General features: G+C 68.8%; 15 protein-coding genes and 1 pseudogene. 13 read left to right on the forward strand and 3 right to left on the reverse strand.

Annotated elements, in window-relative coordinates:
* The 5 genes and pseudogenes from Q0066_RS17315 to Q0066_RS17335 form a co-directional block, all read left to right on the forward strand.
* Nucleotides 1-848 (forward strand): annotated as a pseudogene (locus tag Q0066_RS17315) (oxaloacetate decarboxylase); the annotation flags it as partial.
* An 8-nt stretch (nucleotides 849-856) separates the two neighbouring features.
* Entirely contained in the window at nucleotides 857-2,431 is a 1,575-nt protein-coding gene (locus Q0066_RS17320) for an acyl-CoA carboxylase subunit beta (protein ID WP_298135258.1), read from the forward strand.
* An 11-nt stretch (nucleotides 2,432-2,442) separates the two neighbouring features.
* Nucleotides 2,443-2,703, forward strand: coding sequence for a hypothetical protein (locus tag Q0066_RS17325; RefSeq protein ID WP_298135260.1), 261 nt, complete (start codon nucleotides 2,443-2,445; stop codon nucleotides 2,701-2,703).
* 17 nt (nucleotides 2,704-2,720) lie between these two features.
* On the forward strand, nucleotides 2,721-3,083 hold the full coding sequence (locus Q0066_RS17330) for a biotin/lipoyl-containing protein (protein ID WP_298135262.1): 363 nt from the start codon (nucleotides 2,721-2,723) through the stop codon (nucleotides 3,081-3,083).
* Nucleotides 3,084-3,113: 30 nt separating this feature from the next.
* Nucleotides 3,114-3,317, forward strand: coding sequence for a hypothetical protein (locus tag Q0066_RS17335; RefSeq protein ID WP_298135264.1), 204 nt, complete (start codon nucleotides 3,114-3,116; stop codon nucleotides 3,315-3,317).
* Nucleotides 3,318-3,327: 10 nt separating this feature from the next.
* On the opposite strand, the gene Q0066_RS17340 is transcribed toward Q0066_RS17335, so the two are convergent.
* Nucleotides 3,328-4,071: an SDR family oxidoreductase gene (locus Q0066_RS17340; RefSeq protein WP_298135266.1), complete on the reverse strand. Its 744-nt coding sequence runs from the start codon at nucleotides 4,069-4,071 to the stop codon at nucleotides 3,328-3,330.
* A 44-nt stretch (nucleotides 4,072-4,115) separates the two neighbouring features.
* Between Q0066_RS17340 and Q0066_RS17345 the strand changes: the two genes are divergently transcribed.
* Nucleotides 4,116-5,000 carry an NAD(P)-dependent oxidoreductase gene (locus tag Q0066_RS17345; protein ID WP_298135268.1) on the forward strand — a complete coding sequence of 295 codons (885 nt, stop codon included), beginning with the start codon at nucleotides 4,116-4,118 and terminating at the stop codon, nucleotides 4,998-5,000.
* A 78-nt stretch (nucleotides 5,001-5,078) separates the two neighbouring features.
* A complete protein-coding gene (locus Q0066_RS17350; RefSeq protein ID WP_298135270.1) occupies nucleotides 5,079-5,828 on the forward strand; it encodes a phosphoglyceromutase in 750 nt (249 codons plus the stop codon).
* 562 nt (nucleotides 5,829-6,390) lie between these two features.
* Here the strand turns inward: Q0066_RS17350 and phoU are convergent.
* Nucleotides 6,391-7,056: a phosphate signaling complex protein PhoU gene (phoU, locus tag Q0066_RS17355; protein ID WP_298135272.1), complete on the reverse strand. Its 666-nt coding sequence runs from the start codon at nucleotides 7,054-7,056 to the stop codon at nucleotides 6,391-6,393.
* 169 nt (nucleotides 7,057-7,225) lie between these two features.
* Between phoU and Q0066_RS17360 the strand changes: the two genes are divergently transcribed.
* Together Q0066_RS17360 and Q0066_RS17365 are read left to right on the forward strand one after the other, a co-directional pair.
* A complete protein-coding gene (locus Q0066_RS17360) occupies nucleotides 7,226-8,374 on the forward strand; it encodes an ATP-binding protein (protein WP_298135274.1) in 1,149 nt (382 codons plus the stop codon).
* Nucleotides 8,371-9,048 carry a response regulator transcription factor gene (locus Q0066_RS17365; protein WP_298135276.1) on the forward strand — a complete coding sequence of 226 codons (678 nt, stop codon included), beginning with the start codon at nucleotides 8,371-8,373 and terminating at the stop codon, nucleotides 9,046-9,048. Before Q0066_RS17360 ends, Q0066_RS17365 begins: the two co-directional genes overlap by 4 nt.
* A gap of 174 nt (nucleotides 9,049-9,222) precedes the next feature.
* Here Q0066_RS17365 and Q0066_RS17370 read toward each other — a convergent pair whose 3' ends face one another.
* Nucleotides 9,223-9,717: a hypothetical protein gene (locus Q0066_RS17370; protein ID WP_298135278.1), complete on the reverse strand. Its 495-nt coding sequence runs from the start codon at nucleotides 9,715-9,717 to the stop codon at nucleotides 9,223-9,225.
* Between the two features lie 228 nt (nucleotides 9,718-9,945).
* Here Q0066_RS17370 and Q0066_RS17375 point away from each other — a divergent pair, with 228 nt between their 5' ends.
* From Q0066_RS17375 to Q0066_RS17390, 4 genes are all read left to right on the forward strand, one after another.
* Nucleotides 9,946-10,713: a DeoR/GlpR family DNA-binding transcription regulator gene (locus Q0066_RS17375; protein ID WP_298135279.1), complete on the forward strand. Its 768-nt coding sequence runs from the start codon at nucleotides 9,946-9,948 to the stop codon at nucleotides 10,711-10,713.
* Entirely contained in the window at nucleotides 10,710-11,669 is a 960-nt protein-coding gene (locus Q0066_RS17380; RefSeq protein ID WP_298135281.1) for a 1-phosphofructokinase family hexose kinase, read from the forward strand. Before Q0066_RS17375 ends, Q0066_RS17380 begins: the two co-directional genes overlap by 4 nt.
* Nucleotides 11,670-11,696: 27 nt before the next feature.
* Nucleotides 11,697-13,754, forward strand: coding sequence for a fructose-specific PTS transporter subunit EIIC (locus Q0066_RS17385; protein ID WP_298135282.1), 2,058 nt, complete (start codon nucleotides 11,697-11,699; stop codon nucleotides 13,752-13,754).
* A gap of 240 nt (nucleotides 13,755-13,994) precedes the next feature.
* Nucleotides 13,995-14,480, forward strand: a complete 486-nt coding sequence (locus Q0066_RS17390) for a CarD family transcriptional regulator (RefSeq protein ID WP_298135284.1) — start codon at nucleotides 13,995-13,997, stop codon at nucleotides 14,478-14,480.
* Nucleotides 14,481-14,651 lie beyond the last annotated feature (171 nt).

Below are 14,651 nucleotides of genomic sequence, written 5' to 3' on the forward strand. Positions count from 1 at the left end.
TCACCCTGATGAAGGCGATCGAAGCCGGTGCCGACGTGGTCGACACCGCGATCAGCTCGATGTCGCTCGGCCCGGGCCACAACCCGACCGAATCGCTGGTCGCCATGCTCGAGGGCACGGCCTACACGACGAACCTCGACCCCGAACGGCTCACCCGGATCCGCGACCACTTCGCGAAGATCCGGCCCAAGTACGCCGCGTTCGAGTCGGCGACCCTGGTCGACACCGACATCTTCTCCAGCCAGATCCCCGGCGGCATGTTGTCCAACATGGAGAGCCAGCTGAAGGCGCAGGGCGCCGGCGACCGGATCAAAGAGGTGATGGCCGAGGTGCCCCGGGTCAAGGCGGACGCCGGCCACCCGCCGCTGGTCACGCCGTCCAGCCAGATCGTCGGCACCCAGGCGGTGTTCAACGTGCTGATGGGCCGCTACCAGGTATTGACCGGGGAGTTCGCCGACCTGATGCTCGGCTACTACGGCGAATGCATCGGCGAACGGAACCCCGAGGTGGTCGAGATCGCCCGGGCACAGGCCAAGAAGGACCCGATCACCGTCCGTCCGGCCGACCTGCTGCCGCCCGAATGGGACGAACTGGTCAGCCAGGCATCCGCGCTCGACGGCTGTGACGGCACCGATGCCGACGTGCTCACCTACGCGATGTTCCCGCGGGTGGCGCCGGAGTTCTTCAGCCACCGCGCCGAGGGGCCGAAGAACGTCGGCAAGACCCCGGAGCAGCTGGCGGACGCCGCGAAGGCGGCCTCCGATTCGTCGACCGCGGTCACCGGACCGATCACCTACAAAGTCAGCATGGGCGGCCGCGACCACCGCGTGACCGTCGAGAGGGCGTGACGAAACAGATGGCGCAGAATCGAAACAGGACAATGGCCAAGGACATGAAGAAGCGGGTCGCCGAACTGCTCGAGAAGCGGATGGTCACCCGGGCCGGCGGCGGCCAGCAGCGCGTCGACAAGCAGCACGCGGCCGGCAAGATGACCGCCCGCGAACGGATCGACGCGCTGATCGACCCCGACACCTTCCAGGAGATCGGCCTGTTCCGGCGCAACCGGACGGTGACCTTCGGTATGGACACCGCCGACATGCCCGCCGACGGCGTGGTGACCGGCACCGGTGCGGTGCTCGGCCGTCCGGTGCACATCGCCAGCCAGGACTTCACCGTGGCCGGCGGCTCCGCCGGTGAGACCCACTCGAAGAAGGTCGTCGAGATGATGGAGTCCGCGCTCAAGTGCGGCACCCCGTTCGTCTTCATCAACGACTCCGGCGGCGCCCGCGTCCAAGAGGGCATCGACTCGCTGTCCGGCTATTCGCAGGTGTTCTACGCCAACGTGCTGCTCTCCGGCGCGGTGCCGCAGATCTCGATCATCGCCGGCCCGTGCGCGGGCGGCGCGGCGTACAGCCCGGCGCTGACCGACTTCATCATCCAGACCCGCAAGGCCCACATGTTCATCACCGGGCCGAACGTGATCGAGCAGGTCACCGGTGAGAAGGTCAGCCAGGACGCGCTCGGCGGAGCGGACGCCCACATGGCGGTCTCCGGGGTGAACCATTTCGTCGCCGACGACGACGAGCAGGCCATCCTGATCGCCAAGAAGCTGCTCAGCTTCCTGCCGCAGAACAACACCGAGGATCCGCCCCTGGTCGACCCCGACCCCTATGTCGAGTACGACCCGTCACTGCATGGCATCGTCCCGGCCGAGGGCACCAAGGGCTACGACGTCCGCGACGTGATCGGCAAGGTGATCGACCACGCCGACTTCCTCGAGGTGCAGGCCGGCTACGCCCAGAACCTGGTCGTCGGTTTCGGCCGGATCAACGGTCGCAGTGTCGGCATCGTCGCCAATCAGCCCAGCGTGATGGCCGGCGTGCTCGACATCAACGCCTCCGACAAGGGGTCACGCTTCGTCCGGTTCTGCAACGCCTTCAACATTCCGATCGTCACCTTCGTGGACGTCCCCGGCTTCCTGCCCGGCGTCGCCCAGGAGCACGGCGGCATCATCAGGCACGGCGCCAAGATGCTGTACGCCTACGCGGCGGCCACCGTGCCGAAGATCACCGTGGTGCTGCGCAAGGCCTACGGCGGTGCCTACATCGCCATGTCGGCCAAGGATCTGGGCGCCGATCAGGTGTTCGCCTGGCCGACCGCCGAGATCGCCGTGATGGGCGCCGAGGGGGCGGCCTCGGTGGTGTTCCGGCGCGAGATCGCCGCCGCCGACGATCCGGACGCCCGGCGCGCCGAGCTGGTCGAGGAATATCGGGAGACCTTCTCGACACCGTTCGTGGCCGCCTCCCGCGGGCTGGTCGACGATGTGATCGATCCGGGCGACACCCGCCGCAAGGTCGCGATGGCGCTCGAACTGCTGATCGCCAAGCGGCAGCTGCGGCCGGCCAAGAAGCACGGCCTCGGCCCGGTCTGAGCGGAGGAGCGATGACGAAGCAGGACGCCGAACTGCTCGAACTGGTCAAGAAGCTGACCGACCGGGTCGACGCACTTGAGGTCGAGATCAAGGAACTGCGGGTGCTGAACGCCGAGGTTCCCGAGGAGACCCTGGTGGCCATCGCGGCCGCGGTCGCCGCCTACCTGGGCCACCGCGCCAAGCGGCGCCAAGCCCACTTCACCACGTCCGCCATCTGGCAGAGCGGCACCCGCCGCCGGCAGCACGGCCACGAGCCGATGCATCTGCGCTGAAGCGAGGAAGCACAGACATGAAACTGAAAGTCACGGTCAACGGTGTCGGTTACGACATCGAGGTCGACGTCGAAGAGCCGGAGCGCCCCGCCCTCGGCGCGGTGGTGATCGGCGGCGGTGGCGCCGCCCAGCCGACCCGCACCACGGCCTCGGTGAAGGCCACCTCGGCCAACGCGGTGGTGGCCCCCCTGTCGGGCGCGGTCGCCCGCATCCTGGTCGCCGAGGGTGACGAGATCACCGAGGGCCAGGTGCTGCTGGTGCTGGAGGCGATGAAGATGGAGACCGAGATCACCGCGCCGCACGCCGGGACGGTCGCCGCCGTCCTGGTCGGTGAGCGCGATTCGGTGCAGGGCGGACAGGCGCTGATCGAGCTAGCCTGAGGCTCTCACCGAGATTCAGGAGGGCGGCCGATGCCGAAACCCCGCTGGGGCTGGTTCGCGGTCGCCGTCCTGGCCACCGTCACCGGTGTCTGGATGGTCAGTGCCGGCTACTTCAGCCAGACCGGTTCCGGGCCTCCGGGCGGCCCGCTGTTCGCCCTGGTCGCCCTGGTCGCGGTCTGGTCGTTCGGGCGGGCGTTCTTCAACTTCCGCTTCCCGCCGCGCGATAAGGGCTGACGGGTACCCCTCACCCGGTGACCCGGAACACCTTGTGGTTGGCGGCTTGGGCGCGCGGACGGATGACCAGCCGATCCACGTTGACGTGCGCCGGACGGGTCGCCATCCAGCTGATCGCGTCCGCGACGTCCTCGGCCACCAGAGGCCCGGGGACGCCGGCGTACACGGCGTCCGCCTTGGCCTGGTCGCCGTCGAAGCGGGTCAGCGAGAACTCCGGGGTGTGCACCATGCCGGGGGAGATCTCGCACACCCGCACGGGCCGGTCGAACAGTTCCAGCCGCAGTGAACCGGCCAGAGCGCGTTCGGCCGACTTGACCCCGCAATAGCCGGCGTCGCCCTCGTAGGGTGCCTCGGCGGCGGTCGAGGTGACGAAGATCACCGTGCCGGCTGCGGCGTCCAGGGCAGGCAGCAGCGCGCGGGTCACCCGTGCGGCGCCGAGCACGTTGACGTCGTACATCCGCTGCCAGGCGTCGATCTCAGCCTCGGCGACCGGCCTTTGTCCGAGTGCGCCGCCGGCGTTGTTGACCAGTAGATCCAGCTCTTCGCCGACCGTCTCGGCGAGCCGATCGACATCGCCCGCGTCGGTCACGTCGCAGGACACGGCCTGTCCGCCGATCTCGCCGGCCAGGGCCTCGATCCGGTCCGTGCGGCGGGCTGCGCAGATCACTCGATAACCCTGTCCCGCCAGTGCTCGCGCCGTCGCTTCGCCGATCCCACTGCTGGCTCCGGTGACCACCGCTGTTCTGTCTGCCATGCCGCCGATTCTGCCAGTCGGACGCCGGTGGCTACGGTGTCCGGATGGCGCGGGTGGCGATGATCGGGCTGGGACGGATGGGTTCCGGCATGGCCGGACGGCTGCTGGAAGCCGGTCACGACCTGACCGTGGCGAATCGGACGCCGCACCGGGCGGCCTCGTTGCTGGAGCGCGGGGCACGATTGGCGGCCAATCCTGCCGAAGCGGCCCGCGATGCCGACGCCGTGCTGGTCATGGTCAGCGACGACGCGGCCTCGGAGGCGGTGTGGCTGGCCGAGGATGGTGTGCTGGCCGGGTCGCCGCGTCCCGGAGCGGTCGCCATCGAGTGCTCGACGCTGTCCCACGAATGGGTGCTGAGGCTCGCCGGCGAGGTGACTGCCGCTGGGCTGCGCTACCTGGACGTGCCGGTCACCGGCTTGCCGGACGCCGCCGCGCAGGGCCGGCTCACCCTGCTGGCCGGCGCCGCGCCGGACGATCTGGAAGCCGCCGGTCCGATCCTGGAACCGCTGGCCGAACGGGTGGTGCACTTCGGGCCGGTCGGCACCGGTACCGCCTACAAGCTGATCGTGAACCTGATGGGCGCTGTCCAGATCGCCGGTGCGGCCGAGGGGCTGGCGCTCGCTGAGCGGGCCGGCCTCGACCCGGCTCTGTTCGCCGACGCGGTGGCGACAAGCCAGGCGGCGAGCCCGCAGGTCGTCCGCAACATTCGCCGCATGGTGGCCGGCGACCACGACCGAGCCGTGACCTTCTCGGCACAGCTGCGGCGCAAGGACACCGCCTACGCGCTGCAATTCGCCCAGCAGTTGGAGGTCGGGGCCGCACTCGGATCGGTCGCGTTGGAGGGGCTGGAACGGCTGCTCACCGACGGGCGGGGGAGTCTCAACGAAAGCGCCGTGATCGAGGCGGCGCGCGCTCGGCGTCCGTACTGATCGGGCCCCGTCCCAGCGACCGGATCGAATCGTCGCGACGCCTGCCCCGGCGCGGGGCGTCACCGCTAGGCTCCCCTCATGAGTGCGAACCTGATCCTGCTCCGTCACGGCGAGAGCGAATGGAATGCCCTGAACCAGTTCACCGGTTGGGTCGATGTCGACATCAACGAAAAGGGCATCGGCGAGGCCAAGCGCGGCGGTGAACTGCTGAAGAGCAGCGGCCTGCTGCCCGACGTGCTGCACACCTCGCTGCAGCTGCGGGCGATCCACACCGCCGAGCTGGCGCTGCACAACTGCGACCGCACCTGGATCCCGGTCCGGCGCAGCTGGCGGCTCAACGAGCGCCATTACGGCGACCTGCAGGGCAAGAACAAGGCCGAGACCCTGGCCCAGTACGGCGAGGAGCAGTTCATGCTCTGGCGCCGCTCCTACGACACCCCGCCGCCGCCGATCGCCGACGACAACCCGAACACCCAGTTCGACGACCCGCGGTACGCCTTCCTGCCGCCCGAGGCCCGGCCCAAGACCGAGTGCCTCAAGGACGTCGTGGTCCGGATGCTGCCGTACTGGTACGACTCGATCGTGCCCGACCTGCGCGCCGGCAAGACCGTGCTGATCACCGCCCACGGCAACTCGCTGCGCGCCCTGGTGAAGCACCTCGACAACATCTCCGACGATGCCATCGCCGGACTGAACATCCCCACCGGCATCCCGCTGCACTACGAGCTGGACGACGACCTCCGTCCGGTCACCACCGGCGGCACCTACCTCGACCCGGACGCCGCCAAGGCAGCCATCGAAGCGGTCAAGAACCAAGGTAAAAAGTAAGTCCGTCCTGCCGTGGTCGCCCCTGGCTAGGGGTGACGCGTTGTCGGGGCGCGTCCGCTTGCGACGGTCGCTTCGTCCGCTGGCGCGTCCGATGCTTTGTAGTGTCGCTGCGCAGACGCGCCCCGACAACGCTCACAAGTTCCTTGTGCAACCACGGCAGTAGCGGCGGGGATCTGGATCAGGTGCCCGGTTCTGCGCTTTGGCTGCGGCCGGAGTTCTCGTCATCCTGGATTTTGATGCTCTCGTCATCCCGGACTTGATCCGGGATCTCCACCCCTCGGGTACGCGGCCGGAGATCCCGGCGTCCGCCGGGATGACCAGAGGCTGCGTCGGTCGCGCTTGTCGAAACTCGATTGTCGCCCAGCTGATTCCCACGCGCTCAACCAGCCACAGGTAAGTCTTTCAAGTGAGCTACGCGGCACCGGCACGCACCGAGTGCGAGAACCGGACCGGCGCCTGAGCGCACCAGACCGCCCGACTCGCGTCGGCCAAGAGCAGAAGTAGAGCACCGCGACCCCAGGCACTCACCGAGCCGAAGCGAGGCGGAACAACAAAGAAGCGCTCAGGCGACGGTCCAGTTCTCGCCCTCGGGATGGTTGCCGGTGACCACGTAGATCACCCGTCCCGCCATGATCACCGCGTGGTCCGCGATCCGCTCGTAGTAGCGGCCCAGCAGCGCGACATCCACCGCCGCCTCCACCGAGTAGGGCCACTCCGTGCCGAGCAGGATGCGGAACTGGCTCTTGCGCAGCTCGTCCATCTCCTCGTCGGAGTCGGCCAGCTTGGAGGCGTCATGGGCGTTGCGGTTGCTGAGGGCACGACCGGCCGTGGCCACCATCTCCTCGGCGACCCGGGCCATCAGCTCGAAGTTGGGCACCAGGCCCTCGGGCACGGCCGGGGTCGGGTACCGCAGCCGGGCGATCTTGGCGACGTGGCAGGCCAGGTCACCCATCCGGGCCAGGTCGGCCACCATCCGCATCGCGGCCACGATCGTCCGCAGCTCACCGGCCACTGGGGCCTGCCGGGCGAGCAGCACGAAGCAGCGCGCCTCCAGATCATCATGTTGTGCGTCCAGCAGCGCGTCGTCGCTGATCACCTGTTCGGCGACAGCGAGGTCGGCTTCCAACAGCGCCTTGGTGCTCAGCCGGACGGCCGTCCGGACCCGTTCGGTCATGCCGACCAGGTCCGTCACCACGCTGTCCAGATCCTCGCGGTAGCTCTCTCGCATCTCTCCTCTTTCACCGTCACTGCCGATCCGGGCCCGCTCCACCCTATGCCTGGGCGTTGGCCGCGGAACCACCCCCGGCGACGAGTGGGTGAACAGTCGGTGAACTCTGGCCGGGTCGCGCGAAACGGGCCCGCGCGGGCCGGCGGCGGTGCGCTTATGATCGGCAACTGTGAGCCCGCTCGTCGCCAGCGTTCTGGGGGGTGTCGTGGGCGTTCTCGCGACACTGCTCGGCCTCGTCATGTGGCGGACGCGACAGCAGCCCGCCGAGCCGATCCCGGCGCCCCTGCTCTCGTCGGCGCTGAAGACGACCATCGAGCACCTGCGCGGGCCCGCGGCGGTACTCGGCCCGCACGACGAGATCCTCGCCCAGTCGCTGACCGCGGCGTCCTCGGGGGTGGTGCGCGGCAGTCGGCTGGCCCGCACCGAGATGCTGGAACTGGTCCGTGAGGCCCGCCGCGAAACCGAGCCGGGCGTCCTCAACGTCGATCTGCCGACCAGTCCTGGCCTGCCCAGCCGACGGCTGGCCCTGCGGGTCGCGCCGTTGGGTGACGGGCTGGTCCTGCTGGTCGCCGACGACCGCTCCGAAGCGTTGCGGATCGACGAGACCCGCCGCGATTTCGTCGCCAACGTCACCCACGAGCTGAAGACCCCGATCGGCGCGTTGTCGTTGCTGTCCGAGGCGATCGCCGGCGCCGCCGACGAACCGGACGCGGTGCGTCACTTCGCCGGCCGGATGTCCACCGAGACCGCACGGCTGAACGAGCTGATCTCGCAGATCATCGCGCTCTCCCGGCTGCAGTCCAGCGACCCCTTGCTGGCCGCCGTCCCGATCGAGATCGACGAGGTCGCCGACGCCGTGCTCGACCAGTTCCGCGATCAGGCCGACAGCCACCAGATCGTGCTCAGTCACCAGCGCACCCCCGGGATCACCATCCGCGGCGATCAAGGCCAGATCGAGGCGGCGTTGCGCAATCTGGTGCAGAACGCGATCGCCTACTCCGAAGCCGGAGCCCGGGTGGCGCTGACCACCCGCCGAGTACGCGACGCGGCCGGTGACTGGGTCGAGGTCAGCGTCTCCGACAACGGCATCGGCATCTCCGAGGCCGACCAGGCCCGGGTGTTCGAACGCTTCTTCCGGGTCGACTACGGCCGCAGCCGAGCGCACGGCGGCACCGGGCTCGGCTTGTCGATCGTCAAGCACATCGCCGCCGCGCACGGGGGCACCGTGAGCCTGTGGAGCCGGCTCGGGCAGGGCTCCACGTTCACGCTGCGGCTCCCGGCACTCCAGCCGGAAACCGAGGAAGGGAGCGCCGCATGACCAGGGTGCTATTGATCGAGGACGAGGACGCCTACCGCGAGACCCTCGGCTATCTGCTCCGCAAAGAGGGCTTCGACGTCGTCGAGGCTGCGGACGGCACCAGCGGGCTGGCCGAGTTCGACCGGGGCGGCGCCGACATCGTGCTGCTCGACCTGATGATGCCCGGGCTGCCGGGCACGGAGGTGTGCCGGCGGCTGCGGGCGCACAGCTCGGTGCCGGTGATCATGGTCACCGCCCGCGACGACGAGATCGACAAGGTCGTCGGCCTCGAACTGGGTGCGGACGACTACGTCACCAAGCCGTTCAGCCATCGCGAGCTGGTGGCTCGGATCCGGGCGGTGCTGCGCCGTGGCCAGGACGTCGAGCTGGAGCCGGACGTGCTCGAGGTCGGCGGCGTCCGGATGGATGTGGAGCGGCACGAGGTGTGGGTGCGTGGCGAGCAGGTCAAGCTCGCCCTGAAGGAATTCGAGCTGCTGGAGATCCTGCTCCGCAATGCCGGCCGGGTGATGACCCGCGGCCAGCTCATCGACCGGATCTGGGGTGCCGACTATGTCGGCGACACCAAGACGCTGGACGTGCACGTCAAGCGGCTGCGGGCCAAGGTTGAGGCCGATCCCGCCGAGCCGGCGCTGCTCGTCACGGTGCGTGGCCTGGGCTACAAATTCGAGGCCTGATCAGCTGCCTGTTGAGCTTCTCGCGACCCGCCCTGCCAACTCCTGCACCTCGGCAGGAGCCAATTCCGTCATCCCGGGCTTGACCCGGGATCTCGGTCACCCGCTGAGGTCTGGACAAGCGTGACCAACGGTTGAGCGGTCTCGACGAGCTCGACCAGCGGTGGGGTCGGCGGGTCAGCCGACGGTGATGTGCTGGAACTCCGGCTCGTCCGAGGAAAGGACGGGGGCGACCAGGGTAACCGGGCCGGCCTTCGCGAAGGTCAGCGTCACATCGGCGAGCAGGCCCGGCTTCAGGTCGGGCGAGGTCACCGCGATCCGCACCGGGGCGTCGGTCAGCACCGTCAGCGTGTTGGCGGCCAGGGTCGCGGGTAGGCCGGTGCTGGTCACCACCAGCGGGCTGCCGAGGCTGCCGTCCGACTTCTGCGGCGTCCCGGTCACGCCGGTTAGGGTGTCGTTGCTGTAGGTCGCCACCGAGGCGCTCAGCACGCCACGGCCGGTGTTGTCGGCGATGATCAGGACGTTTCGCACCATCACCGAGCCAACGGACGAGTTCACACCCTCAGCCGGCGTGTATGGCTGCAGGGTCTGCGCGTTCATGCCGCAGCCGGTCAGGGCCAGCGCGAGCGGTACGCACAGGCTGACGCCGATTCGCCGGAGGGTGCTGGCCATCTGAGACTCCTTGTGGTCGCCGTTTTGGGGGTCAGCCTAACGAATTGCGCCGCGGTTTGGGGGTGTCGGGCGGTGTCGTTCCGGAGAGGCTCGCGGGGCGTCCATCGGCAAAGAAAACAACATGAATAAACGTTGGAGGAAGTTGTAAAACCCCCGAGTCTGTTGACAAAGCCAAATGAAGCGGTAGAGTTCAACATGAACCAACGTCAGTGAGGAGGTTGTGCCCACATGTACGCAGAAGAGCGCCAGCGGACGATCGTCAGTCTCGCGCTGCGATATGACAGGGTCGCCGTCACCGAGCTGGCCCAGCGCTTCGATGTCACGACCGAAACGATCCGCCGCGACCTCGATGTGCTCGACCGGCGCGGCATTCTGCGCCGGGTGCACGGCGGCGCCGTGCCGGCCGAGAACGTCCGGCTCGTCGAGACCGCTGTGGCCGACCGGGAACCCGCGTTCTCGGTGCAGAAGGGCCGGATCGCCCACGCGGCGCTGCGCTTCCTGCCCACCGGCAGCGGCTCGACGGTGCTGATCGACTCGGGCACCACCACAGCCCGATTCGCCGCGGCGATGGGCGGCAACCAGCAACACACGGTGATCACCAACTCGGTGCCGATCGCCTCGCAGCTCGCGCTGCTTGGTGGCCCGGTGCAGCTGGTCGGCGGGCGCGTCCGGGGCCTGACCCAGGCGACCGTCGGCGGCGAGACCGTGGAGGCGCTGGGGCGGCTCTACTGCGATGTCGCCTTCCTCGGCACCAACGGCCTGAGCGTCGGCCACGGCCTGTCCACGCCGGACAGCGACGAGGCTGCGGTGAAGCGGGTGATGGTGCGCGCGGCGCGTCGCCGGGTGGTGCTGGCCGATTCGTCGAAGGTCGGTGCCACGCTGCTGGTCAGCTTCGCGGCACTCAATGATGTCGAAGTGCTGGTAACCGACTCCGGATTGCAGGAAGCTGATCGCCAGCAGCTAGTCAACGCAGGATTGGAGGTCGTCGTCGCATGATCATTACCCTCACCGCGAACCCGAGCCTCGATCGGACCGCCAGCTTGGACGCGCCATTGGCGCGGGGGCAGGTCCAACGAGTCAGTGGGGTCACCGTGGAGCCGGGCGGAAAAGGGGTCAATGTGGCCCGCGCCATTCACTACGCAGGCCAGAGTGTCCGGGCGGTTCTGCCGGCGCCGGACGAAGACCCGATCCTGGCCGCCTTGCGCCAGCTCGGTGTCGACTACCGCACGGTCGCGGTGGCGGAGGGGGTACGGATGAACCTCACGCTCACCGAGCCGGACGGCACCACCACCAAGCTCAACGAGCCCGGTCCGCGGCTCAGCGACGCCCAGATCGAGGAACTGGCCGCCCTGGTGGTCAGCGAGGCCGCGGACGCCGAATGGGTGGTGCTCTCGGGTTCATTGCCGCCGGGTGTGCCGGCCGACTTCTACGCCACCCTGGTCCGCCGGCTCCGGCCGCTCGGGGTCAAGGTGGCCGTGGACACCTCCGACGATCCGCTGCAGGCGCTGGTCGACAACTTCCCCGACGCCGCCCCCGACCTGCTCAAGCCGAACTCGGACGAGCTCGCGCAGCTCACCGGCGCGGACGCCGAGGAACTCGAGGCGGCGGCCAAGGCCGGCGACCCGAGCGCGGCGGTGGCCGCCTCGCGCAGCCTGGTCGAACGCGGCGTCACCGCGGTGATGGGCACCCTGGGTGCCTCCGGTGCGGTCCTGGTGACCGCCGAAGGTGCCTGGCATGCCAGCCCGCCGCCCATCGTCCCGCGCAGCACCGTGGGTGCGGGCGACTCATCGGTGGCCGGCTATGTGCTGGCCGACTGCGGGGGAGAAGCCGCCCCCGGACGACTCCGAACCGCTGTGGCGTACGGCTCCGCCGCGGCATCCATGGCCGGAAGCGCTCTGCCCAGGCCCGAGCACCTCAACACCGCCGACGTCGTCATCACCGACCTCGGCTGATTACAGAACCCTGAAAGGACACACCAAATGTCGCAGGACCTGATCACTGCTGATCTGGTTGTGCTCGACGTCGATCTTGGCCCGACCAAGAACGATGTGATTCACAATCTGGCCGAACTGGTCGCCAAGGCCGGTCGGGCCGACGCGTCCGGTCTCGAGGCCGACGCCCTGGCTCGCGAGGCCAAGGCTGCCACCGGTCTGGGTGGCGGGATCGCCATCCCGCACTGCCGCTCCGCCGCCGTCACCACCAACTCGCTGGCGTTCGCCCGGCTCTCGCCGCCGGTCGACTTCGGGGCCTTCGACGGCCCCGCCGACATCGCCTTCATGATCGCCGCCGCCGAAGGCTCCGACGACGCCCACCTGGAGCTGCTGGCCCTGCTGGCCCGCAACCTGGTGCGCGCCGAGTTCACCGACGGCCTGCGCAACGCGGCCACCCCGGACGACGTCGTCGCCTTGGTCAACGCCGCGATCCATCCCGAGGAAGAGGCGGCACCGGCGGCCGCGGCCGCCGCTCCGGCAGCCGCCGCGGCCTCGGATGAGAAGGTCGTGCTGGTGGCCGTCACCGCCTGCCCGACCGGCATCGCCCACACCTTCATGTCCGCCGACGCCCTCGAGCAGGCTGCCAAGGCGGCCGGTGTCGAACTGCACGTCGAACCGCAGGGCTCCGGCAAGGTGACCCCGATCGATCCGGCGATCATCGCCGGCGCGTCCGCGGCGATCTTCGCCACCGATGTCGGCGTCCGCGACAAGGAGCGGTTCGCCGGCCTGCCGGTGATCGAGTCCGGCGTCAAGCGGGCCATCAACGAGCCGGCCAAGATGATCGAGGAGGCCGTCGCGGCCGCCAAGGATCCCAATGCTCGCAAGGTCAGCGGCGACGCCTCCTCCGCGGCGGCAAGCGCCGGCGGCAGCCAGCTGAGCGTCGGCAAGCGCATCCAGCAGGCGCTGATGACCGGCGTCTCGTACATGATCCCGTTCGTCGCCGCCGGCGGTCTGATGATCGCGCTCGGCTTCGCGATGGCCGGCTTCGACATCGCGCTCGCCCCCGGCGTCCAAGGCGCCCGGACCTGTGACGTCCTGCCGTTCCTCGACCCGGCCACCTGCGCGGCTGCGCAAGCGGCCGGCGCTGACGGCGACACCATCGGCAGCCTCATCATGGCGGCCGGCTGGAACGCCGGGTTCATGAACTACATCGGCTTCCTGCTCTTCACCATCGGTGGCGCCGCGTTCGGCTTCCTGCTGCCGGCCCTCTCGGGCTACATCGCCTTCGGCCTCGCCGGTCGTCCGGGCATCGCACCGGGCTTCGTCGGCGGCGTCATCGCCGGCGCCCTGGGTGCAGGCTTCCTCGGTGCCCTGGTCACCGGCTTGCTGGCTGGCGTGATCGCGCTGTGGATGTCGAACTGGAACGTGCCACGTTGGCTGGCGGGTCTGATGCCCGTGGTGATCATTCCGCTGCTGGTGACGGCCGCCGTCGGCCTGATCATGTACCTCCTGCTCGGCAGCCCGTTGAAGGCGATCACCGACGGCCTGACCAACGGGTTGAACGGCATGGCCGCCAGCGGTGCGGGCGTGTTCCTCGGCCTGGTGCTCGGCTTGATGATGTGCTTCGACCTCGGTGGTCCGGTGAACAAGGCGGCCTACCTGTTCGCCACCGCCGGCCTGGCGGCGCAGACTGATGCCTCGTTCCAGATCATGGCGGCCGTGATGTGCGCCGGCATGGTGCCCCCGTTGGCGTTGGCGCTGGCCACCACCGTGCGGTCGAAGCTGTTCACCGAGGTGGAGTTGGAGAACGGTCGCGCCGCTTGGTTGCTCGGTGCCGCGTTCATCTCCGAAGGCGCCATTCCGTTCGCGGCCTCCGACCCGCTGCGGGTGATTCCGTCGATGATGCTGGGCGGTGCGGTCACCGGCTCGCTCTCCATGGCGCTGGCCGTCGGCTCCCGGGCCCCGCACGGTGGTCTGCTGGTCGTGCCGCTGATGACCAACGCCTTGGGCTTCCTGATCGCGCTCATCGCGGGCGTGATCGTGGCCGGTATCGCGGTGATCGCCGCGAAGCAGTTCTGGCCGGTCAAGCAGGTCGCTACGGCCTGACCTCCGACCCACTCCGGGCCCGTCGGCACTGTGCCGGCGGGCCCGGAGTCGTCTGTCGACGCCTGCGACGTTTGGTGTTGTCAGAGCCGTTTTGGCCGCTCCAATTTCGCGATCCGGACGCCTCGGCGGCACACCGCAGATGCCCTTGTCAACCCCCCAAAGTGCCTCTGGCTAGGACGAACGTTTCGAATATTGGACGCTTACGTGCTACCATGGATGTCTGGGAAAGGGGTCTATTAGATGACTTTTGAGGTCGGTGAGACGGTGGTCTACCCCAATCATGGGGCAGCCGTTATCGAAGACATTGAAACCCGGACGATCAAAGGCGAGGACAAGCTCTACCTCGTACTGCGCATCGTCGGCCAGAACGATCTGGTGGTTCGGGTCCCGGCACAGAACCTCGACGAGATCGGCGTCCGCAACGTAGTGGACGCGGACGGTCTCGAGCGGGTGTTCTCCGTGCTCCGGGCGCCGCACACCGAGGAGCCCACGAACTGGTCGCGTCGCTACAAGGCAAACCTTGAGAAGCTGCACTCCGGCAACGTGATGAAGGTCGCCGAGGTGGTCCGTGATCTGTGGCGGCGCGAGCGTGAGCGCGGGCTGTCGGCCGGCGAGAAGCGCATGCTCGCCAAGGCTCGTCAGATCCTGGTTTCCGAACTGGCACTGGCAGAGAAGGTCGAGGAAGACCGCGCCGAGGTCCTGCTGGACGAGGTTCTGGCTTCCTGATCAACGGTCACTGAAACCGGCCGTCGCGAAAGCGGCGGCCGGTTTTGCGTTTTCCAGGGCCTGTGTTTGCCCGGCCTATTTCGTCATCCCGGTCTGTTCTGTCATCCCGGTGAACGCCGTCATCCCAGCCCACTCCGTCATCCCAGCCCACTCCGTCATCCCAGCGAATGC

Origin of the sequence: Micropruina sp., from assembly GCF_027492755.1 — a bacterium.
Lineage (GTDB): Bacteria > Actinomycetota > Actinomycetes > Propionibacteriales > Propionibacteriaceae > Micropruina.

Coding starts and splice junctions, on each gene's coding strand:
- Q0066_RS17320 (WP_298135258.1), top strand. CDS start 857: ATGGCGCAGAATCGAAACAGGACAATGGCCAAGGACATGAAGAAGCGG.
- Q0066_RS17325 (WP_298135260.1), top strand. CDS start 2,443: ATGACGAAGCAGGACGCCGAACTGCTCGAACTGGTCAAGAAGCTGACC.
- Q0066_RS17330 (WP_298135262.1), top strand. CDS start 2,721: ATGAAACTGAAAGTCACGGTCAACGGTGTCGGTTACGACATCGAGGTC.
- Q0066_RS17335 (WP_298135264.1), top strand. CDS start 3,114: ATGCCGAAACCCCGCTGGGGCTGGTTCGCGGTCGCCGTCCTGGCCACC.
- Q0066_RS17340 (WP_298135266.1), bottom strand. CDS start 4,071: ATGGCAGACAGAACAGCGGTGGTCACCGGAGCCAGCAGTGGGATCGGC.
- Q0066_RS17345 (WP_298135268.1), top strand. CDS start 4,116: ATGGCGCGGGTGGCGATGATCGGGCTGGGACGGATGGGTTCCGGCATG.
- Q0066_RS17350 (WP_298135270.1), top strand. CDS start 5,079: ATGAGTGCGAACCTGATCCTGCTCCGTCACGGCGAGAGCGAATGGAAT.
- phoU (WP_298135272.1), bottom strand. CDS start 7,056: ATGCGAGAGAGCTACCGCGAGGATCTGGACAGCGTGGTGACGGACCTG.
- Q0066_RS17365 (WP_298135276.1), top strand. CDS start 8,371: ATGACCAGGGTGCTATTGATCGAGGACGAGGACGCCTACCGCGAGACC.
- Q0066_RS17370 (WP_298135278.1), bottom strand. CDS start 9,717: ATGGCCAGCACCCTCCGGCGAATCGGCGTCAGCCTGTGCGTACCGCTC.
- Q0066_RS17375 (WP_298135279.1), top strand. CDS start 9,946: ATGTACGCAGAAGAGCGCCAGCGGACGATCGTCAGTCTCGCGCTGCGA.
- Q0066_RS17380 (WP_298135281.1), top strand. CDS start 10,710: ATGATCATTACCCTCACCGCGAACCCGAGCCTCGATCGGACCGCCAGC.
- Q0066_RS17385 (WP_298135282.1), top strand. CDS start 11,697: ATGTCGCAGGACCTGATCACTGCTGATCTGGTTGTGCTCGACGTCGAT.
- Q0066_RS17390 (WP_298135284.1), top strand. CDS start 13,995: ATGACTTTTGAGGTCGGTGAGACGGTGGTCTACCCCAATCATGGGGCA.